Source organism: Kitasatospora sp. NPDC048365 (assembly GCF_043200835.1).
GTDB classification, from domain to species: domain Bacteria; phylum Actinomycetota; class Actinomycetes; order Streptomycetales; family Streptomycetaceae; genus Kitasatospora; species Kitasatospora terrestris.
This window is the reverse complement of the sequence record NZ_JBICYJ010000037.1, coordinates 1-19710: the sequence shown is the minus strand read 5'-3', so window position 1 is coordinate 19710 and position 19710 is coordinate 1. Positions and strand designations below refer to the sequence as shown.

At 74.7% G+C, this 19710-nt stretch carries 18 protein-coding genes and 1 pseudogene; 9 read left to right on the top strand and 10 right to left on the bottom strand.

Going from position 1 to position 19710, the window contains the following annotated elements; translation table 11 throughout:
• Positions 1-48: 48 nt before the first annotated feature.
• Positions 49-630 carry a helix-turn-helix domain-containing protein gene (locus ACGFX4_RS30455; RefSeq protein ID WP_393081025.1) on the top strand — a complete coding sequence of 194 codons (582 nt, stop codon included), beginning with the start codon at positions 49-51 and terminating at the stop codon, positions 628-630.
• A 198-nt stretch (positions 631-828) separates the two neighbouring features.
• A complete protein-coding gene (locus ACGFX4_RS30450) occupies positions 829-1728 on the top strand; it encodes a lytic polysaccharide monooxygenase (RefSeq protein ID WP_393081022.1) in 900 nt (299 codons plus the stop codon).
• Between the two features lie 119 nt (positions 1729-1847).
• On the opposite strand, the gene ACGFX4_RS30445 is transcribed toward ACGFX4_RS30450, so the two are convergent.
• The gene (locus ACGFX4_RS30445; RefSeq protein WP_393081019.1) at positions 1848-2927 is read right to left on the bottom strand and encodes an AI-2E family transporter; all 1080 of its coding nucleotides are present in this window, start codon (positions 2925-2927) and stop codon (positions 1848-1850) included.
• Positions 2928-3167: 240 nt separating this feature from the next.
• On the opposite strand from ACGFX4_RS30445, the gene ACGFX4_RS30440 reads away from it, so the two are divergent.
• A complete protein-coding gene (locus ACGFX4_RS30440; protein WP_393081016.1) occupies positions 3168-5441 on the top strand; it encodes an MFS transporter in 2274 nt (757 codons plus the stop codon).
• 203 nt (positions 5442-5644) lie between these two features.
• Here the strand turns inward: ACGFX4_RS30440 and ACGFX4_RS30435 are convergent, their stop codons facing one another.
• Entirely contained in the window at positions 5645-6649 is a 1005-nt protein-coding gene (locus tag ACGFX4_RS30435; protein WP_393081013.1) for an ROK family protein, read from the bottom strand.
• Between the two features lie 152 nt (positions 6650-6801).
• Between ACGFX4_RS30435 and ACGFX4_RS30430 the strand changes: the two genes are divergently transcribed.
• The gene (locus ACGFX4_RS30430; protein ID WP_393081010.1) at positions 6802-7437 is read left to right on the top strand and encodes an SGNH/GDSL hydrolase family protein; all 636 of its coding nucleotides are present in this window, start codon (positions 6802-6804) and stop codon (positions 7435-7437) included.
• A 159-nt stretch (positions 7438-7596) separates the two neighbouring features.
• The gene (locus ACGFX4_RS30425; protein WP_393081007.1) at positions 7597-8922 is read left to right on the top strand and encodes an ABC transporter substrate-binding protein; all 1326 of its coding nucleotides are present in this window, start codon (positions 7597-7599) and stop codon (positions 8920-8922) included.
• Between the two features lie 234 nt (positions 8923-9156).
• Here the strand turns inward: ACGFX4_RS30425 and ACGFX4_RS30420 are convergent, their stop codons facing one another.
• A complete protein-coding gene (locus ACGFX4_RS30420; RefSeq protein ID WP_393081004.1) occupies positions 9157-9825 on the bottom strand; it encodes a TetR/AcrR family transcriptional regulator in 669 nt (222 codons plus the stop codon).
• Between the two features lie 97 nt (positions 9826-9922).
• Here ACGFX4_RS30420 and ACGFX4_RS30415 point away from each other — a divergent pair, with 97 nt between their 5' ends.
• Positions 9923-11401 carry an alpha/beta fold hydrolase gene (locus tag ACGFX4_RS30415; RefSeq protein WP_393081001.1) on the top strand — a complete coding sequence of 493 codons (1479 nt, stop codon included), beginning with the start codon at positions 9923-9925 and terminating at the stop codon, positions 11399-11401.
• A gap of 165 nt (positions 11402-11566) precedes the next feature.
• On the opposite strand, the gene ACGFX4_RS30410 is transcribed toward ACGFX4_RS30415, so the two are convergent.
• From ACGFX4_RS30410 to ACGFX4_RS30395, 4 genes are all read right to left on the bottom strand, one after another.
• A complete protein-coding gene (locus ACGFX4_RS30410) occupies positions 11567-12847 on the bottom strand; it encodes a YhgE/Pip domain-containing protein (protein WP_393080998.1) in 1281 nt (426 codons plus the stop codon).
• A gap of 217 nt (positions 12848-13064) precedes the next feature.
• Positions 13065-13709 (bottom strand): 1,4-alpha-glucan branching protein, encoded by a 645-nt coding sequence (locus ACGFX4_RS30405; RefSeq protein ID WP_393080995.1) that lies wholly within the window; start codon positions 13707-13709, stop codon positions 13065-13067.
• 138 nt (positions 13710-13847) lie between these two features.
• Positions 13848-16301: a glycoside hydrolase family 9 protein gene (locus ACGFX4_RS30400; protein ID WP_393080992.1), complete on the bottom strand. Its 2454-nt coding sequence runs from the start codon at positions 16299-16301 to the stop codon at positions 13848-13850.
• Positions 16302-16461: 160 nt separating this feature from the next.
• On the bottom strand, positions 16462-16632 hold the full coding sequence (locus ACGFX4_RS30395; RefSeq protein ID WP_393080989.1) for a hypothetical protein: 171 nt from the start codon (positions 16630-16632) through the stop codon (positions 16462-16464).
• A 260-nt stretch (positions 16633-16892) separates the two neighbouring features.
• Here ACGFX4_RS30395 and ACGFX4_RS30390 point away from each other — a divergent pair, with 260 nt between their 5' ends.
• Complete coding sequence (locus ACGFX4_RS30390) at positions 16893-17471, top strand: DUF4262 domain-containing protein (RefSeq protein WP_393080986.1); 579 nt, start codon at positions 16893-16895, stop codon at positions 17469-17471.
• A gap of 24 nt (positions 17472-17495) precedes the next feature.
• On the opposite strand, the gene ACGFX4_RS30385 is transcribed toward ACGFX4_RS30390, so the two are convergent.
• Together ACGFX4_RS30385 and ACGFX4_RS30380 are read right to left on the bottom strand one after the other, a co-directional pair.
• Complete coding sequence (locus ACGFX4_RS30385; RefSeq protein ID WP_393080983.1) at positions 17496-17783, bottom strand: hypothetical protein; 288 nt, start codon at positions 17781-17783, stop codon at positions 17496-17498.
• 14 nt (positions 17784-17797) lie between these two features.
• Positions 17798-18646 carry an NAD-dependent epimerase/dehydratase family protein gene (locus ACGFX4_RS30380; RefSeq protein WP_393080981.1) on the bottom strand — a complete coding sequence of 283 codons (849 nt, stop codon included), beginning with the start codon at positions 18644-18646 and terminating at the stop codon, positions 17798-17800.
• Positions 18647-18800: 154 nt separating this feature from the next.
• Here ACGFX4_RS30380 and ACGFX4_RS30375 point away from each other — a divergent pair, with 154 nt between their 5' ends.
• Together ACGFX4_RS30375 and ACGFX4_RS30370 are read left to right on the top strand one after the other, a co-directional pair.
• Positions 18801-19163, top strand: a complete 363-nt coding sequence (locus tag ACGFX4_RS30375; protein WP_393080978.1) for a 5-carboxymethyl-2-hydroxymuconate Delta-isomerase — start codon at positions 18801-18803, stop codon at positions 19161-19163.
• Positions 19160-19576 carry a hypothetical protein gene (locus ACGFX4_RS30370; RefSeq protein WP_393080977.1) on the top strand — a complete coding sequence of 139 codons (417 nt, stop codon included), beginning with the start codon at positions 19160-19162 and terminating at the stop codon, positions 19574-19576. Before ACGFX4_RS30375 ends, ACGFX4_RS30370 begins: the two co-directional genes overlap by 4 nt.
• 17 nt (positions 19577-19593) lie before the next feature.
• Here the strand turns inward: ACGFX4_RS30370 and ACGFX4_RS30365 are convergent.
• Positions 19594-19710 (bottom strand): annotated as a pseudogene (locus ACGFX4_RS30365) (siderophore-interacting protein); the annotation flags it as partial.

Here is a 19710-nt window from a genome sequence, read left to right as displayed (position 1 = left end):
GCCGCCGAGCCTAGGCACCTCTTGCGGCGATCGCATAACCTCTTGCGCATGACGCAAGAAAGCAGTGATCTCGATGCCGTCGTGCGCAAGCGGATCAGGGGCCTGCGGGCCGCGACGGGCTGGTCGCTGGACGACCTCGCGGGCCGCTGCCACCTGAGCGCGTCGACGCTCAGCCGGATCGAGACCGGCGGCCGCCGGATCGCGCTGGACCAGCTGACGGCGATCGCCAGGGCGCTCGGCACCACCCTGGACCAGCTGGTCGAGCAGCCGGACGACGACCAGGACGTGATCGTCCGCCCGCGGCGGGACGCGGCGCACGGGGTGAGCAGCTGGACGCTGGAGCGCCTGCCGGGGATCACGGTCGCCCGGGTGCGGATCGAGCGGCCGCTGCCGGCGGGGGCGTCGGGCGCGGCGCAGCTGAAGGCGCACCCGGGCCGGGAGTGGTTCACGGTGCTGTCCGGCACGGTGGCGCTGCAGCTCGGTGAGCGGCGCGTGCTGGTGGCGGACGGGGAGGCGGCCGAGTTCTCGACGATGGTGCCGCACGCGATCGGCGCCCACGGCGGACCTGCGGAGATCCTCGGGATCTTCGATCCGGAGGGCCGCCGGACCCATCTGCACCACGGTGGCTGAGCGTGCAAGCGTGCGGACGGATCGTCAAGTTCTGGCAAGTCCGCCATCCTTGTCAATTGGTATAGGCCAATCGTAGGCTCCTCGGCGGCTGACGGCGCGTCGGGTCCGTGTCGTGCATGCCCCGGGGTCGCGCCCCGGACCGGGTACACCCATGCCCGGATTCCCCCACAACCGGCCCGAGACCGCATGAGGAGAACCATGTCCTGGACGCGCAGGCTCCTTGCCGCCGGTGCCGTGACGGCGAGCGCCGCCGCCGCACTGGCCACCACCGCAGGCACCGCGAGTGCCCACGGCGCGATGTTCGGCCCCGCCAGCCGGGTCGCCGCGTGCTACGCCGAAGGTCCCGAGACCCCCAAGTCGCAGGTCTGCAAGGACCTGGTCGCGACCAGCGGCACCCAGCCGCTGTACGACTGGAACGAGGTCAACCTCGCCAACGCGAACGGCCAGAGCCAGCAGATCATTCCGGACGGGAAGCTCTGCTCGGCCGGCCGCGACAAGTACAAGGCGCTCGACTGGGCCCGCACCGACTGGCCGGCCACGACCGTCAGCGCCGGTTCGAACGCCTTCAACTTCCGGGTCACCGCGCCGCACCAGGGCGTCATGACGCTCTACATCACCAAGGCCGGCTACAACCCGACCGCGCCGCTCAAGTGGTCCGACCTGGACCTGGCCAACCCGGTCACCACGTACGCCACCGCGCGCACCTCCAACAACGGCTACTACAACATCACCGGCAACCTGCCGAGCCGCACCGGCCGCCACCTGATCTACATGGTGTGGCAGCGCACCGACAGCCCGGAGGCGTTCTACGGCTGCTCGGACGTGGTCTTCGGCGGCGCCGGTGCCGCCGCGGCCGCCGTCCCGTTCTCCCAGCCGGGCGCCCCGAGCGAGCAGCAGCTCGCCGCGGACGCCGCGAAGTCCACCATCACGGTGCACAACCACGGCACCGGGACGGCCAACAGCGCCTCGCTGCCCACCGAGGGCACCGGCACCTCGGCCGCGCTGCTCGGCGTGGTCGGCCTCTCCCTGGCCGGCGCCACCGCCTCCGGCGTGCTCCTCTACCGCCGGGTCCGCAACAACGCGGTCGCCACCGCCTGATCCGCTCCACCGCACCGGCAACCCCGCCGCGGAAGCGACGAGCGCCGGACGGGGTGACCGCGCCGCCCGCCCCACCGGGCGCGCCGGCACCCCGCCCGGCACTCCGCGCAGCGACCCGGCTACGCCTCCGGCGTGGCCACCGCTGCGCGGAGCTGCCGCGCGATCCCGACGGCCGCGGCCGTGATCGGGACGGCGAGCAGCGTGCCGAACAGCCCGCCCAGCGAGGCGCCGGCCGCGATCGCCAGCAGCACCACCGCCGGGTGCAGCGAGACCGTGCGGCTCTGGACCGCCGGCTGCAGCACCGCGCCCTCGATCGCCTGGACGGCGAGCACGATCCCGAGCGCCCACAGGGCCTGCGACAGCCCGCCGTCGGCGAAGGCGACCACCACCGCCACCAGCCCGGACAGGAACGCGCCCGCGTACGGGATGTACGCACCGACGAAGACCAGCGCGCCCAGCCCGGCGGCGTGCGGCACGCCGAGCAGCGCCAGGCCGAGCGTGATGAACGCGGCGTCGATCGCCGCGATGATCGTGGTGCCGCGCATGAACCCGGCCATCGCCCCGTACCCGGTACGGGCGACCGCGACCACCCGGTCGCCCTGCCCCCGCGGGGCCAGCCGGTGCAGGCCGGCCGCCGCCTTCGCCTTGTCGCGCAGCAGGAAGAACGCCAGCGCGAGGGTCAGCACGCCGGAGATCAGCACCTGCGCCGCCAGCCCCAGCCCGCTGAGCACGCCCCCGGCAATCCCCTTGGCCAGGCTGGTGCCGAGCTGGGCGAGGCCGTCCGAGGCGCCGCGGACCGCCTGCGAGAACGGATCGCTGCCGTCGGCGTCCGCCCGGGCCTCCTGCAGCGAGGCGGAGATCCCGTCGGCGGCGTCCGCGATCAGCCGGACCACCACCCACAGCGCGCCGCCGACCACCACCACCAGCACCAGGCAGCCGAGCACCGCCGACGCGCCGGGGGAGAGGCCGCGCCTGCGCAGCCGCCGGGAGAGCGGGTCCAGCAGCGCGGTGATCAGCAGCGCGATGGAGAGCGGGACGACGGCCGCGCGCAGCAGCACGCACAGGGCGATCAGTACGGCGCCCACCGCGGCGGCGCCCAGCACCGCCGCACCCCACAGCGCCGCCGTGCGCAACCCGGGCTCCTGGGCGCCGGGCCCCTCGGCGGGGCGATCGGGACCTTCCTGCCGTTCGGTGTCCATCGCGATGCCCGCCCTTCCCCGCACGACCCGCACGGAACCCGTACCACCCGTACGATCCCCGGATCCTTCCCCACCCGGGGCCGCACGAGCATCCCGCGCGACGAACCACCCGCCCGGCCCATCCCGCGGCGCCGAACGACCCGGAGCGAGGTTATAAAAGGGACTTTATGCACTTTATTAACTGTTAACCGTCGCTAACGTTGAAAGAGGACACCCGACGACCACGGAACGGACCGCACCATGGCAGCGCTCGCAACACCGGCCACCCGACCCGACCGCCCCGCGCGGCCGGTCATCGTGGGCCTGGTGCTGGTCGCCACCGCGTACGTGATGGCCCCCGTGCTCCAGGCCGCGGCCCTGCCGGTGGTGCGCACCGCATTCGGGCTCACCCCGTCCGAGGTGGCCGGGACGAAGATCGTCGGCGTGCTGGCCACCGTGGTCACGCTGTTCGCCGCCGGCCGGGCCGGCGACGTGTGGGGCCGGCGGACCGTCGTCCTGTGGGCGCTCGGCGCCCTCGCCGCCGGCTGCGCCGTCCTCACCTTCACCGGCGACCCGTGGACCTACCGGATCGCCCACACCGTGGTGAACACCGCCATCGCCGCCGTCTTCGTCAGCTGCCTCGCCGCCCTCCCCGCACTCAACGCGCCCGGACGGATGACCCGGGTGCTCGGCGGCTGGCTCGCCCTGCAGTCACTGGCCTACCTGGTCGCCACCAACCTGGCGCCCCGCTCGCCGTCCATGCTCACCCTGCGACTCATCACCGCGGTCGGCGGGCTGGTGGTGATCGCCGTCCTGGTGCTGGTCCGTCGGACGACCCCGCCCGGCACCCGCGGCGGCGCCGACGCCCGCCTCGACCGCCCCTTCGTCGCCTGCCTGGTCGGCGCCGTCGTCCTGCTCGCCGCCGGACTGCTGCTCGCCCCCGTCTGGAGCTGGACCGACCCCCGCGTCCTCGCCCTGCTCACCGGCTCCGCCGCCACCGCCCTCGCCGCCCGGCTCCGGGCCGGGAACCGCGCCGCCCGACGGCAGGAAGCCGTCGCCCTGCCGCGCAAGGTCGCCGCCATGGCCCTCGCCGCCGGACTCGCCGTCGGCTTCACCCAGGTCGTCCTGCAGGTCGCCGTCCCCCTGCTCACCACCGCCGCAGGCGCCGGCCCCGCCCGGAGTGCGCTCACCGTCTCCGCGTTCGGCGCCGGCGGCGCACTCGGCTGCCTGCTCGCCCGCCGGCTGCGGATCACCGCCCTCACCGGCTGCTCCCTCGGCCTCCCGCTCGCCGCCGTCGGCCTCGCCCTGCTGCACTTCCTGCCCGGCTCCGCCACCGCCGCCACCGTCACCGGCAGCGTGCTGGTCGCCCTCGTCGGACTCGGCGTCATGATCGCCCAAGTACCGCAGATGGCCTGGTTCCTCGCCGCCCTGCCGCGCGCCCGCCTCGGCTTCTCCGCCGCCCTCCACCCCGTCTCCATCCTGCTCGGCACCGTCGCCGCCCAAGCCCTCCCGTACACCTCGGTGCTCAGCGGAAGCGCCGACACCGCCGACGCCCACGAACTGCTCTGGATCGGCACCGGCGTGGTCGCCGTCGCCGCCCTCCTGGTCGGCCGCCCCACCGTCGCCCTCGCCGTGGCCGCCGCCGCCGGACTCGAATACCTGCTGGTCCGAGGCCTCGCCAGCGAGCACCACGCCGAGAAGCCGATCACCGTCGTGATCGCCCTGCTGATCGGCGCCGGCGCCGGACTCCTCGCCTGGCAGCGCGGCCGCACCTCCGACCGCCTCGCCCGCGCCCGCGCCACCGTCGGCGCGCTCCAGGACGCGGTGCTCCACCCCATCCCCGCGCGCCTCGGCCGCCTCCACCTCGCCGGCCTCTACCAGCCCGCCACCGCCGACACCGGAATCGGCGGCGACTTCCTCGAAGCCGTCCACACCCCGTACGGCACCCGGATCCTGATCGGCGACGTCCGCGGCAAAGGCCTCGAAGCCGTCCGCACCGTCACCGACCTGCTCGGCTGCTTCCGCAGCCAGGCCCACGAAACACCCGACCTCGGCGAACTCGTCGCCCGGATGGACCGGCAACTCGTCCGCGCCGCCGCCGCGCGAGGCGACGAAGAACTCTTCGCCACCGCCCTGCTCATCGAGGACCGAGCGGGAGAGGACCTGCGCGTCGTCAACTGCGGCCACCTCGCCCCGCTCACCGTCGGCCCCGACGGCCACCGCGAACACGACGTGCCCGCGCTGCTCCCGCTCGGCCTCGGCCTGCTCGGCGACGACACACCCGAACCCGCCACCGTGCCGCTCGCCGACCACGACGTGCTCGTCCTGCACACCGACGGGCTGAGCGAGGCCCGCAACTCCTCCGGCGAGTTCTACCCGCTCGCCGAAGGCCTCGCCGCCGCCCGCGCCGGCGGCCGGACCACCACGCCCACCGCACTCGTCCGCCACCTCGAACAGCAGGTCCACGACTGGACCCACCACCTCACCGACGACATCGCGATCATCGCCCTCACCCGCCGCCACCCCACGGACTGAGCCCCGCTCGATCGCCGGCCGGGAGACGCACGACTCCCACCGCCTCATCGGCACCGCCGCGCACCAGGGGTGGGGACGGCTGCGCCGAGGCAACCGGCCTCCGGCCGAGGGGCACTGGCTCGGCAGGGTCGCGCCGAGCGGTGCTCGGGGTGAGGGTCGGATCCGGTTGCGGGGCCGCCCGGGGCTTCGGCCGGTGGTGGGGGTCAGGGGGTGGGTGCTGCCCCGCCCGTGAGGGCTTCGCGGACGAGCGCCGCGGCGCCGACCAGGCCGGCGTCCGTCCCCAGCCGCGCGGGGAGGATCACGGTGCGGGCGGCGAACGGCAGGGTCGCGTACGTCGCGAAGTGCCGGCGCAGCGGCTCGAACAGGACCTCGCCGGCGCCGGCGACGCCACCGCCGACCACCGCCGCGTCGATCTCCACCAGCGTTGCCGTCGCGGCGATCCCCGCCGCGAGCGCCCGCGCCGCCCGGTCGAAGGCGTCCAGCGCCACCGGGTCGCCGGCGGCGGCCGCGGCGGCGACCGCCCCGGCGGAGGTGTCGCCGTCGGGGGAGCGCCACCCCGCCTCGGCCGCGGTCCGGGCGATCGCCGTACCGCTCGCCAGCCCTTCGAGGCAGCCGCGCGACCCGCACGGGCAGGCCCGCCCGGCGAAGTCGACGCTGATGTGCCCGAGGTGCCCGGCGTTGCCGGTACGACCGGTGCGCAGACGGCCGTCGATGATCAGTCCGGCGCCGACGCCGGTGGAGACCACCAGGCACAGCGCGTTGCGGTAGGGCCGGGCGGCGCCCTGCCAGTGCTCGGCGGCGGCCATGGCGACGGCGTCGCCGCCGAGGACCACGGGCAGTCCGGCGACGGCGGGGTGGTCGGCGACCTGGGCGCGCAGCGGGTACCCGCGCCAGGCGGGGATGTTCACCGGACTGACGGTGCCGGCCTCGATGTCCACCGGCCCGGCACTGCCGACGCCGACCGCGCGCACGTCCGACCAGCGCGGGTGACGGGCGAGCAGGTCCAGGACGCCGTCCACCGCGGCGGCCAGCTCCTTCTCGGTGCCGGTGGCCGGGGTGGGCACCCGCACCTGGTGCAGCAGGTCGCCGCCGGCGGTCACCAGGCCGCCGGCGATCTTCGTTCCGCCGAGGTCGACCGCCGCGAGCAGGTCGCCCTGCTGCCCGGTCCCGCGGACCGGGTCGAGGTGGTCGGCCGTGTCGTAACTCATGGTGACGTCTCCGCGGGTCTCAAGGTCGTTCCGGGTGATTGTCGCGATCTTAGACAACGTTGTCCAGTGCTGGTGGACCGGTCCGGACCGGGCCCCTGTGCCAGATGTACGCTCGGCGCGCCGCTCACCCGCCGTCAGAAAGGGCGCCCGCCGTGCCGTTCGACCTGTCACCCGCCCCGACCGTGCTGTTCCAGGGCGACAGCATCACCGACGCCGGCCGCGACCGCGCGGTGCCCGACTCCCTCGGCCGGGGCTATGCCGCGCTGGCCGCCGCCGCCGTCCGGACCGCCCACCCCGGCGCGACCGTGCTCAATCGCGGCGTCTCCGGGAACCGGATCTCCGACCTCGCCGCCCGCTGGGAGCGCGACACCCTCGCGCACCGCCCCGACCTGCTGTCGCTGATGATCGGCGTGAACGACACCTGGCGGCGTTACGACAGCGGTCTCGCCTCGCCCGTCGAGCGCTGGGAGGCCGACTACCGCGGCCTGCTCGACGTGCTGCGCGAGCGGGTCCCCGGCGTGCGCCTGCTGCTGATCGAGCCCTTCCTGGTCCCGGTCGCCCCCGCCCAGCGGGCCTGGCGCGAGGACCTCGACCCGCGCATCCACGCCGTGCGGCGGATCGCCCGCGACCACGGGGCGCTCCTGCTCGCCGCCGACGGCCTGCTCGCCCAGGCCGCCCTCACCGGGGGCGACCCCGCCGCCATCGCCGCCGACGGCGTCCACCCCACGCCGACCGGACACCGACTCCTCGCCGAGGCCTGGGCGGGCCTCGCTCTCGGCGGCGCCTGACGCCGCCGCTCCGGCGGCGCGGAGGCCGCGCCGCCGGACCCTGTGCCGGTGTGGGCCGTGGGCGAAAACGGTTAACCAGCTGTTGACAACATTGATATGGGGATCCTACGGTTTCGGAAATTAACCGGTTAATTGACTCGGTGACCCCGGGAGAACCCCATGCACAGAGGAATCGCCCTCGTCCTGGCCGTCGCGACCGTGCTGACGGCAGCGGCGTGCGGCGACGAGGACCGCGGCAGGCCCGGCACCGGCGGCATCGCCTCCGCACCCGCCGACCGGATCGCCGGCAACGTCACCGTGCTGACCAACCGGACCGACCAGATCACCGACGGAACCCTCAAGCGGTACGCGGACGCCTTCCACCGCGCCTACCCCAAGGTCACCGTCACGTTCGAGGGAATCACCGACTACGAGGGCGAGGTGTCCGAGCGGCTGCGGACCGGGAGCTACGGCGACGTCCTGCCGATCCCCAACAACCTGCCCCTGGGCGACTATCCGACCTACTTCGCGCCCCTGGGCGACACCGACCTCCTCGGCCAGACCTTCGACTTCACCGAGTACGGGACGGTCGGCCGACAGGTCTACGGCCTGCCGAACATCGGCATCGCCACCGGGTTCGTCTACAACAAGGCAGTGTTCCGGCAGGCCGGCGTCGAGGACTGGCCCACCACTCCCAAGGAGTTCCTGGACGACCTGCGGGCCGTCAAGGCCAAGACCCGCGCCGTTCCCTACTACACCAACTACGCCGACGGCTGGCCGCTGCGCCAGTGGAGCGACGCGATCGGCGTCGTCGGCTGCGACAACACCGCCCGCGACGCCCTCGCCACCACCGCTGCGCCGTGGGGCCCCGGCGCCGAACTCTCCACCATCGACGGACTGCTGTACGCGGTCGTGCACCAGCAACTGAGCGAGGACGACCCGGCCGGCACCGACTGGGAGCAGTCCAAATCGCTGCTCGGGGGCGGGCGGATCGGTGCGATGTACCTCGGCTCCTGGGCCGTGCCCCAACTCCAGGCCGCCGCCAGGGCGGTCGGACAGAACCCGGACGACATCGGCTTCATGCCCTTCCCCGCGCAGCGCGAAGGGCACTTCTGCACCGTGGTCCAGCCGGACTACCGGTACGGGGTGAGCCTGCACGCCAAGAACCGGGACGCCGCGCTGGCCTGGCTGGACTGGTACCTCACCCAGTCCGGCAGCGCCCGGAGCGAGCAGGCGATCTCGGCCGTCCGCGGCGCCCCGCTGCCGCCCGCGCTCAAGCTGCTCGACCAGCGAGGAGTGCGCATGATCCCGCAGACCCGGCGCAACAGCCTCGCCGTCGGCAGGATCGACAAGGCCGCCGGTATCGGGCTGGACGCCCCCGACTACCGTCGGCGCCTGGTCGACGCGGCCCGTCGCTCGGCGACAGGAGATCCGGGCCCGTACTTCGCCGAGCTCAACCGGGCGTGGGCGCCCGCCCAGCGAGCCAACGCCCCGGCGAACCGGTAGCGCGAAAGCCGGAACCGGCGTGCTCCGCCCCGGCGCGCGTCCGGCCGCGAGAGCGCCGTCCGTCCGGCCGGCGGTGCGTCCGGCCACGGGAGGGTCGCCGCCCCGCGGGTCACCGGAGCCTGCCGGGTCTCCGCGGGGCACCCGTCGGTGATCGTCGGGAGGCCGCCGGCGGCCGTCGCACGCCGACGCGCCCGACACCCGCGGGAATCCACCCTCCCCGCCGCGTGGCCCGGTTCAGTCCGCGCGCGGCGGAGCGGCGGCATCGTCCGCCGCTCCGGCGAGCACGTACAGCCCCGCCCGGGCGGCCAGCGCCGCGGCCGCCGCGGCCCGGTCCGCCTCCGCCGGGCCGACCGGCTCGCTGGTGATGTACATCCGCAGGTACAGCGGCGCCACCGTGGCCCGGATCACCTCGTGGCCGTCCGTCCCGGGCGGTACCTCGCCGCGCGCCACCGCCGCGTGCACCGCCGTCGCCGTGACGTCCCGCCGGCGGGCGAGCACCGAGGCCAGCGCCTCCCGGGCCTTCGGCGAACCGGGCGCCGCCGCCACCATCGCCTCCAGCCACGCCCGGTGCGCCGGATCGCCGTTCAGCCGGACCACCGCGCGGGCCACCGTGCGCAGGTCGTCCTCCAGCGAGCCGGTGTCGCCGAGCGTGATGCTCACCGCCAGCTCGTCCGCCAGGTCCACCACGATGTTCTCCAGGCTGCCCCAGCGCCGGTACACCGTGGTCGCCGCCACCCCGGCCCGGGCGGCGATCCGCTCGATCCGGGTGGCGCCGTAGCCGGACTCGACCAGTTCGGCCAGCGCGGCCTCCAGGACCGAGGTGCGGGTGCGCGCCGTCCGGCCACCGGGCCGCTGTGTGCCGGGCGCGGGGGTGCGGGTGCCCGGGGTCTCGTTCTGCTCCAAATGAAATTCCTCTTGCGTTAAGCAGTGTGGTCTGCCAAGATCCACACTAATGCAGGAATGCCTGCATTACGTCCCTGGGGGGAGTACTTCAGTGCACATGTCCATTCCGCGGGTGGAGCACCGCTACGTCGAGGTCGGCGACGTCCGCGTCTTCTACCGCGAGGCCGGGCCGAGGGACGCGCCGACGCTGCTGCTCCTGCACGGCTTCCCGTCCGCCTCGCACCAGTTCCGCCGCCTGATCGACGCGCTCGGCAGCCGGTACCACCTGGTCGCCCCCGACTACCCGGGCTTCGGCCACACCGAGGCGCCGGAGACCTTCCCGTACAGCTTCGAGGCGCTGACCGACGTCGTCGAGGGCTTCGTCCGCGCGCTCGGGCTCAGCCGCTTCGCCCTCTACACCTTCGACTTCGGCGGCCCCGTCGGGCTCCGCCTGGCCACCCGCCACCCCGAGTGGATCACCGGCCTGGTCGTGCAGAACGCCAACGCCTACCAGGAGGGCCTCTCCGAGCTCGCCCTCGGCGCCGTCGCCAACCGCGCCGGCGTCCCCGGCGCCGCCGAGGCCGTCCAGGGCCTGTTCACCCTGCCGATGACCCGCGGCCAGTACGAGGGCGGCGCCGGCGACCCCGCCCACGTCGCCCCCGACGGGTGGACGCTCGACCAGCACTTCCTCGACCTCCCCGGCCGCAAGGCGGCGCAGACCGCCCTCGCCCTCGACTACCACTCCAACGTCGAGCTCTACCCGGCCTGGCAGCAGTGGCTGCGCGACCACCGCCCGCCCACCCTGGTGCTCTGGGGCAGCAACGACGCCTTCTTCCTCCCCGCCGGCGCCCACGCCTACCGGCGCGACCTCCCCGACGCCGAGGTGCACCTCCTCGACACCGGCCACTTCGCGCTGGAGGAGTGCCTGCCCGAGATCGCCCCGCTGATCGCCGGCTTCCTCGACCGCCTCCCCGTACCGGCCCACACCCCCGCCGCCCGGCCGCTGAAGATCGCCGTCCTCGGCGCCGCCGGCAACCTCGGCAGCGCCGTCGCCGCCGAGGCCGCCCGCCGCGGCCACCAGGTCACCCCGCTCGGCCGCGCCGACGCCGACGCCACCGACGCCGAGGCCCTCGCCACCGTCCTCGCCGGCCACGACGCCGCCGTCGCCGCCCTCAAGGGCCCCGACCACCTGGTGCCGCGCGCTGCCCGGGCCCTCCTCGACGCACTCCCCGAGGCCGGCGTCGACCGCCTCCTGTTCATCGGCGGCGGCGGCAGCCTCGAGTACGCGCCCGGCCAGCGCTTCGTCGACTCGCCCCAGTTCCCGCCCCAGTACCTGGAGACCGCCCGCGACCAGGCCGCCGCCCTCGACCTGCTGCGCGCTGCCGACACCACCGTCGCCTGGACGTACGTCAGCCCCCCGCCCGTCCACCTCGTCCCCGGCGACCGCACCGGCAGCTACCGCGCCGAGGCCCGCGACACCCCGCTCACCGCCGCCGACGGCACCAGCCGCATCACCGTCGGCGACTACGCCTCCGCCGTCCTCGACACCATCGAGCAGCGCACCTTCGTCCAGCAGCGGATCACCGCCGCGTACTGACCCCCACCCGGGGGCGGCCGTCCGGCCCCCACCCACCGGCCGGCCGCCCCCGACGCACCACCGCAACACTCCCTCCTGCCCGCCCCCCGCCGGGCAGGAGGGGCCCACTCGGGCCGGTGACGGTCTGACGGGCAGCCACGCGCCCGGGCGGTAGTCGGCCGCGCGTCAGGACGGCTGGGGGACCATCCGGGTCAGGCCCTTGCGGTCGTAGTAGCGGGTCATGGCGAAGCCGAAGACCAGGGCGCCGACCAGGCCCAGGGCGATCATCACCCAGGCGCGGGCCAGGCCGGCGTCCGCCCGGGCGTCGAAGTAGAGGATGGAGCGGACGCCGCCGACCAGTTGGCGCATCGGCTCGAACGAGCCCAGGAAGCGGTAGAAGCCCGGCGTCGCCTCCAGCGGCACCGTCGCGCCCGAGGACGGCAGGGCCAGGGCGATGAAGACGAACATCGCCACCAGCTGGCCGATCCCGCCGAACGCCGCGTTGATCGCCTGCACCCCGAGGCCCACCGACAGGCAGGCGCAGAACGAGAACACCCATAGCAGCGGCAGGTGCGGCGCGTCCATGCCGAGCAGGCCGATCGTCGCCAGCATGATCATCGAGGTGGTGACCAGCGACAGCCCCGCCGTCATGCCCATCTTCACCAGCAGCGTCTGCGTCCGGTCGATCGGCAGCGTCGGCCGCCGCGAGTGCCACGGCCCGATCTCGCTGTCCGCGTACCCGAGCGAGGTGTCCACCGCGTTGTGCACCAGGTTGGCGCTCAGGAACCCGGCCAGCACCAGCAGCAGCGTGTAGTAGAACGCGCTCAGCCCGAGCCCCGTGTGACGCCCGATCGGATGCCCGGGCCGGACCTGGACGTCCACCGGGTCCGCCAGCAGCAGCTGGTCCGTCGCGGACGCCTGCGGGGCCGCCGCCAGCAACTGCTTGCCGATCTCCAGCGAGGACCGGTGGGCCGCCTGCTGGGTGATCTGGCTCGCCAGCGACGAGCCCAGGCTGCCCACCCCCGGGTTGGTCAGCGCCGCCAGCACCGGTCGGGCGAAGGCCCGGTCGGTGGTCAGTGCGGCGACGCTGCGGGTGAAGTCCTCCGGCACCTCCAGCGCGCCGTACACCTTGCCGGACGCCAGCTCGTCCTGCGCCTGCGCGCGGGAGAGGACCCGCCACTGGACCTGCCCGGGCGGGCTGTTCGCGACGATCGAGGCGGCCACCTCCGCGCCCAGCGGCGTGGCGTGGCCGGGCAGCGCCGGCCCCGTGTCCGAGTCGACCAGGGCGATCGGCATCCGGTGCAGGTGGTCCGACGGCGTCAGGATGCCGCCCATGTACAGCAGCGACAGCAGCAGCGCGACCAGGGCGCTGAGCACCCCGGGCACCACCCAGATCTTCGCGTGGCGCAGCACCGTCCCGGCACGCGCCCCCGGCGCGGGCTGCTGCGGGGGATTCCCGGACGCCATGGCACTCCAGCGGCTCGTCACGCCGGCCCGGGACACCACGCCCCGCGAGCCGGGCCCCCGGGGGCGGGGCGCACCACGACCATAGGCGCCGCACCCGGAGCGCCCCGGCCGACACCGGCACCACTCACCCGAACGCCCGAACGCCCGAACGCCCGAAGCCCGAATGCCCGAACCGCGTCCGACCGGCCGGGTTCGCAGGCCCGGTCCGCAGGCCCGGCTACGCGCCGTCAGCCGGACGCAGCTCCACGAACAGGCCCTCGGCCCGCGAACCGTCCCCGAGCCGCCACGCCCCCTCGACGTAGGCGGTCGCCTCGTCCGAGACCACGGAACCCGCCACCAACTCCCGCACCACCAGCAGCGACCTGCCGTCGGCCCAGGTCAGCACCGTCCCCGCCGCCGAGTCCGCCACGGTCGGGAGACCCGGGAGCGCGGAGCGCGTCGAACCGACCGTCAGCTCGCGGTCCGGGGTGTCGCTCTCGTTCTGGTCCTGCGCCCGCACCAGGCCCTCGATCAGCGCGACCAGCTGCGCCACCGCCACCGGGTCCTGGCACGCGTCGTACGCCCACCGCCGGCCGAGCACCCCGTGCTCCATGGTCCCCACCAGCGCGGCGTCCGCACCCTCCAGCGGCGCCCCGCGGTAGCTGAGCGGCACCAGGTACGACACCGGCTCCCCGCCCGCCGTGTCGGTGACCACCAGGAACTCGATGCCCACCTCACCCGCCGGGTCGTCCAGCCGGAACCCGCCCGCCTTCGCCGGCTCCGGCGCCCCCACCCCGCCCCGGTACCAGGGACGCGACGGCAGCCACTCCGTCAGCAGCTCCAGCTTCGACGGCTTCAGCTCGGTGTGGTGAATGACAGCCATGTTCTCTGCGCCAACCCCTCGAACGGATCTCACGATGCACCGTCAGCATACGGAGCCCGCCCGGTCGGCCTCCCGGAGCGCCCCTGCCCGCCGCACCGGGAGCCGGCACGGCGGGCAGGGACACCCGCGGAGGGAGCGTCAGGCGCAGACCGCCCCGTTCACCGTGAACGAGGCCGGCACCGCGTTCGCACCGGAGTACGTCGCCTGGAACCCGAAGCTCCCGCTCGCCCCCGGCGCCAGCGCGCCGTTCCAGCCCGCGTCCCGGGCCGTCACCGCGCTGCCCGACTGGGTCACCGTCGCGTTCCACGCGTTGCTGACCCGCTGGTCACCGGCGAAGGACCAGCCCAGCGTCCAGCCGGACATCGCGGACGTCCCCGTGTTCTTCACCGTGACCGTCGCGGTGAAGCCGTTGCCCCACGCGTTGTCCACCTTGTAGACCACCGCGCAGGAGGCCGCGGGCGGCGCCGAGTCGTCGTCCACCTCCGTCGCCGTGAACGTCGTCCCCTGCACCCCCGACCCGCCGACCGAGAACACCGCACTGCCCGCCACCGCGTCCGCGTCCTGCGCCGCCGCCACCGCGACCTGCTGCGCCGTCGACCAGTTGGCCGCGGTGAACACCAGCGCCGTCCCGGGCACCGACAGGTCGCTGTCGCCCGAGGCCCGCGCCACCGTCACCGTGACGCCCTGCGCGGGCGCCGCCGACAGCCGCACGCCCACCGCCGCCGAACCGCCCTCCGCGACCGACACCGCCGACGGCGTCACCTGCACCGACGGCGTCACCGGAGCCGCCCTGCGCTCCGCCGCGAACGCCGCCAGCCACGCCAGCGGGGCGTTCCAGTTGATCGCCACCTCGTTGGTCGAGTACGAGCCGATGTCGTCCACGTAGCACGCCGCCGGCGCGCACCCCGCCAACTGCGCCTGCGCCACCGGATCCTGCAGCCCCGCGTTCGGCCCGCCCGCGAAGGAACCGGCCGGCGGGTGCGGCAGCGAGGCGTCGTTCTGGTGCGCCCAGAACCGGTGGTGCTCGTTCTCCGAGGCCCGCTCGCCGTAGCCCGTCACGTACGAGCGGTCCAGCGCGTTGCGCCCCAGCAGGTAGTCCAGCGACTCCAGCGCGCCCGCCCGGTAGCGCTGCGCCCCGGTCAGCTCGAAGGCCACCGCCAGCACCACCGCGTTGTTCGCGACCTGGCTGTTGGAGCCCCACACGTAGCCGTCGGCCGGGATCGGCACCGCGTAGCCCTGGCCCGCCATCGTCGACAGGTACCCGTCCGCCGCCGTGGTCAGCAGGCCGCGCACCCGCGCCAGGTCGTCCGCGGCCAGCGGCACCCCGGGCACCGTCGCCAGGGTGATCCGGCCCAGCGTCGCGGTGCCGCCCCACCAGAAGGCATCGGCCGGCTTGGCATGCAGCGGCGAGGAGGTCACCGCGTCGCGGAACTGCGACTCGCCGGTGGTGGCGAGCAGTTCGGCCGCCGCCCAGTAGAACTCGTCCGAGACGTCGGCGTCGTCGTACGCGCCGCCGCCGGTCGAGTCCGTCCCCGGCGCCAGCACGTTCGGGTTGGCCCTGGCCGCCGCCCAGGCCCGCCGCGCCGCGTCCAGGCAGCGCGAGGCGAAGGCCGCGTCGTACGGCGCGTACACCCGCGCGCACTGCGCCGCGGTGGCCGCCAGGTTGAGCGTCGCGGCGGTCGACGGCTTGTGCAACTCACGCTGCTGGTCGTCGAGTTCCGGACGGGTCGGCAGGCCGGTCCACTGCGCGTCGTGCACCTTGTGGAAGGCCATGCCCTCCATCGGCCTGCCCGCCGGGACCTGCATCCGGAGCAGGAAGTCCAGCTCCCAGCGCGCCTCGTCCAGCACGTCCGGCACCCCGTTGCCGCGCTCGGGCACCCGCAGCGTTGAGTCGCCCAGCGCCGCCTCGCCGCCGGCGCGGCGGGCCCGCTCGAAGGAGTTGACCACCTGCCAGACCGCGATGCCGCCGTTCACCACGTACTTGCCCTGGTCGCCCGCGTCGTACCAGCCGCCGCGCACGTCCTGCCGGTAGTCGCAGACCCCGGCCTGGCAGGGCACGCCGGTGTCGCCCTTGTTCGGCGCCACGCCCAGGTGCCCGGCGGGGCGCCCGTACCCGCTGCCCGCCAGCGCCGCGTCGATCGCGATGCCGCTGCGCTGCTGGTAGAAGAACGACATGCTGTCGGCCCGCAGCCCGTCGTACAGCGCGGCCGAGATGTCGAACGGGTGGCTCGCCTGGCCGCCGACCACCAGGGTGAAGCCGGTGCCGGTGCCGGTGTACGCGCCGAAGTCCACCAGGTGCGTGGACTGGCCGGACGCCCGGTCCGCGCCGCGCACCGTGCTGGTGCCGGAGGCGACCACCGTGCCTCCGGCATCCCGCAGTTGCCAGGCGAGCGGTGCGGTCGCCGAGCTGACCACGGTGGCCCGCTTGGGGCCGTCGGGCAGGTAGCCGAGCTGGTTGACCCGGACCGGGACGTCGGCCGCCGCGGCGACCGAGCCGACCGCGCCGGCGGGGGCCGCCGTCAGCGCGGTGGCGGTCAGGCCGCCGGCGGCCAGCGCCAGGCCGGTGAAGAGAGCGGCCGCGCGACGCGACACGCGGCGTACGGAAGGGACAGGAGGCACGGGTGGGAGTCTTCCTCGGGCGGGGGAGTGGTGCGCGGGCGGGGAGCACGGGCGAGGGTGGGAGCGCTCCCATGGCGTCCAATGAAGCCAGTCCGGACGGTGCCACGTCAAGACACCGACACAGAAAGGCCGTTCACCTGGGACGCGGCACCCCGGCCGTCTCCCGGCGGCCGGCCTCGGCGGGCGGCCGACGGCACCCCGCCGAGCGCGGCGCGGTGAGCAACTCCCAGGCCGGGTCCGGCCGGCCCGGCACGGTGCGGCCGGCGGCCCGCCACTGCCGGACGAGTTCGTGGTAGATCGGCACGTCCCGCCCATGCAGAACCGTTTCTTCATCCGCAGACGACTCCATGCCACAGTCAACGACCGACCGGGCCCGTTGGGCACGCCGCAGTCAACCCGTCGACCGCCGGGAGCCGGGCCGGACCCGCACCCGGCGCACGTCCCGCGCTCCTGCGCGTCGAGCCGGTCACCCGTCCGAGTGGCCCTCCCGTGCGGCCGGTCCCGGGACTGCGCGTCCGCCCCCTGGGGGTGGGAAGACCCGCCCTGATCTGCTTGGATACCCGGATGACCGACCGCCCCGCGACCCCTCCGTGCCCCTGCGTGATCTGCGACCCCGCCGCCTCCGCCACCTTCCGCGCCCGGCGGCACCGGGCGAAGCACTGGTCCTCGGTGATGGCACACGTCCGCGACCACGGCTGGCACGTGGTCGGCGTGGGCGGGGGAGGCGAAGTCCCGAACTGGGCCTTCACCGTCGGCCTGTGGCACTCCTACCGGATCCCGGAGGTGGCCATGTTCAGCCTGGAGGTGGAAGGGCTGATGCACTGGGCCAACGCCGCCGCCGCTCAGCTGCGCGACGGCGCGTCGACGGAGCCCGGCACGCTGCTCCCCGACGTCATCGACGGGTACCGGGTCGAGCTCCGACCGGTCGACGACAGTTGGTACCGCCCGCTGTTCGGCACGGCCGTCGGCTTCTACCGGCGCAGCCCGGTCCCGTTCGTCCAGGTGCTCTGGCCCGACCGCGAGCACCGGCCGCCCTCGGACGAGCGGGCCAGCGCGGGGTGCCGCTCGCAGCCAGGCCTGTGGCTCCCGGTCGACGAGCACCCGCAGGGCGTGTGGACCGAGGAGGCCGCCGAGGTCGGCTGACCTCCGGCCGGGGCGGATTCGGTCTCAGGCCTCGTCGACCTGTGTGCCCAGGTGGTCCGACTCCGCGACGAACTCCGCGAGGAGCCGGGCGGCATCGTCGACCATGGCCGCCAGTACGTAGGTGTCGGGCGCGTAGATCCAGTCCCGCCAGAGCAGCACGACCTCCCCGCCGTCCAGGCGGAAGACGTGGCCCTCCTCGTTGTCCTCCGCGAAGTCCGGCGGCCCCAGGGCCTCGGGATTCCCCACCGTGAGGAAGCGGTCGGCGAAGTAGTAGGGGCCGGGTCCCCACAGCGACGTCGTGATGCGTTGCACTTCGACTCCCGTGATCAGGTGATGGTCGATCGGTCGGGCTCCGTGTACGAGGTCCGGCCGGCGGCGCCCAGGTACGGCAGGGTGAACTCCGGCAGCGCGTAGGCGCCCGCCTGGGGCGCCGACGGGTCCACCGCCGCGTCCGCACCGGGGACGTCCGCCGCGAACGCCTCCGCGTCGTCCGCCGGGACGTACGGCAGCACCGCCGGGTCCGGCAGCTCCCAGAACCGCCGGGTGTTGGCGGACACCGCGTACACCGCCGCGAAGCGGACCGTCTCCGGCGCCGTGAGCGCCGCCCGGACGAACCCGACCGCGTCCCGCGGGCTCAGCCAGGTCGCCAGCTGCCTGACGTCCACCGGGGCCGGCTCGAAGCTCCCGATCCGCAGGCACACCACCGGCAGCCCGAACTTGTCCGCGTACAACTGCCCGAGCGCTTCCACCGCCACTTTGCTGACGCCGTACAGGCCGTCGGGCCGGTACGGCTCCAGCGGCCCGGTGCGGTGCCCCGCCGGGTAGAACCCGGTCACCCGGTTGCTGCTCGCCAGCACCACCCGCCGGACCCGAGCCCGCCGGGCCGCCTCCAGGACGTGCTGGGTGCCCAGCACGTTCGCCTCCAGCAGCTCCGCCAGCGGCGCCTCGTCCGGCATCCCCGCCAGGTGGACCACCCGGTCCGCCCCCGACAGGGCCGCCTCCACCGCCGCCGGATCCCGCAGGTCCGCGGTGAACACCACCTCGTTCGGGGCCTCCGCCCGCAGCGGCACCCGGTCGACGAGCACCAGACGCTCCGCCTCCCCGCGCAGGGCCTGCCGCACCACGGCGCCGATCCGCCCGGCCGCGCCCGTCACCACCACCGTCCCCAGCCCCACCGCGGCCTCCCACCCTCCGACGTCTCCCCGGTCATCCTCCCCCCTGCCCGGTCGCCCACCCCCGCGTCCGGACCGGAATCGGCGTGCCCGGGCGCGGCCGTCTGCGCTACCGTCCGGACCGTTCACTGGTTCGAGTCACACCGGGGGAGTACCCGTGCCGCAGATCCTGATCGACCATTCGACCGACGTGGTCCTCGACCGCCCGGCCTTCGCCGCCGCGCTGCACGAGCAGCTCGCGCAGGTCATCGACACGACGGTCGCCGAGTGCAAGACCGTCTTCCGCCCGGCCGCCCACCACCTGGTCGGTGACGGCGGTGAGGGCCGGGCGGTGGTGCTGGTCGAGATCAAGATCCTCGCCGGCCGCAGCGCGGAACTCCGCGCCGAGCTGACCGCCCGCACCCTCGCGCTGCTGGAGGCCCACGTCCGCGTCCCGGCGGCCTTCGGCATCGAGGTCACCGAACTCGACCGCGCCACCTACCGCTTCAGCCACCACGCCGGTGGCCCGGGCTCCTCGTGAGCGGGCAGGCCGGGCCGTACGCGGACCTGCCGCGCGAGGTGAAGGCCCTCGACTCGGACGCCCTGCTCCGACTGGAGGAGCGGGCGAGCGAGCTCCGCCTGAGTCAGCGGCTGGACCCGGCGTGGGTACGGGCGAACGCGGCACCCGACGGAACGCACTACCTGTGGCCGGCCCTGTGGAACGGACTCTCCCACCGCCCGGAAGTGCCGCGCACGCTGAGATGCGAGTTGCTGCTGGCGCTGCGCACGGGGGAGCGGGTGATGAGCCTGCTGGACATGCTGCCCGACGACTTCACCCCGCTGACGAGGGTGACCTCGCGGGACCGGGGCATGCGGATCGCCCGGCTCCTCGACCGGTCCCTCACGGTCCGGGAGTGGCTCCTGAAGAAGGGCGAGGACCCGGACCGGCCGTGACGGGCCCGCCGGGTCGGTCAGGAGGCCTCGGGGGTCTCCTGTTCGGCTTCGACCTGGGCGTTCCAGTCGCGCTTGGAGGCCTGCCAGCCGTCCTCGTTGTGGCCGAGGCGCCAGTAGCCGGAGATGGAGAGGTC

Bases quoted from the DNA above. Each gene is read 5' to 3' on its own strand.
- ACGFX4_RS30455 (WP_393081025.1), top strand. From the start codon at position 49: ATGACGCAAGAAAGCAGTGATCTCGATGCCGTCGTGCGCAAGCGGATC.
- ACGFX4_RS30450 (WP_393081022.1), top strand. From the start codon at position 829: ATGTCCTGGACGCGCAGGCTCCTTGCCGCCGGTGCCGTGACGGCGAGC.
- ACGFX4_RS30445 (WP_393081019.1), bottom strand. From the start codon at position 2,927: ATGGACACCGAACGGCAGGAAGGTCCCGATCGCCCCGCCGAGGGGCCC.
- ACGFX4_RS30440 (WP_393081016.1), top strand. From the start codon at position 3,168: ATGGCAGCGCTCGCAACACCGGCCACCCGACCCGACCGCCCCGCGCGG.
- ACGFX4_RS30435 (WP_393081013.1), bottom strand. From the start codon at position 6,649: ATGAGTTACGACACGGCCGACCACCTCGACCCGGTCCGCGGGACCGGG.
- ACGFX4_RS30425 (WP_393081007.1), top strand. From the start codon at position 7,597: ATGCACAGAGGAATCGCCCTCGTCCTGGCCGTCGCGACCGTGCTGACG.
- ACGFX4_RS30415 (WP_393081001.1), top strand. From the start codon at position 9,923: ATGTCCATTCCGCGGGTGGAGCACCGCTACGTCGAGGTCGGCGACGTC.
- ACGFX4_RS30410 (WP_393080998.1), bottom strand. From the start codon at position 12,847: ATGGCGTCCGGGAATCCCCCGCAGCAGCCCGCGCCGGGGGCGCGTGCC.
- ACGFX4_RS30405 (WP_393080995.1), bottom strand. From the start codon at position 13,709: ATGGCTGTCATTCACCACACCGAGCTGAAGCCGTCGAAGCTGGAGCTG.
- ACGFX4_RS30390 (WP_393080986.1), top strand. From the start codon at position 16,893: ATGACCGACCGCCCCGCGACCCCTCCGTGCCCCTGCGTGATCTGCGAC.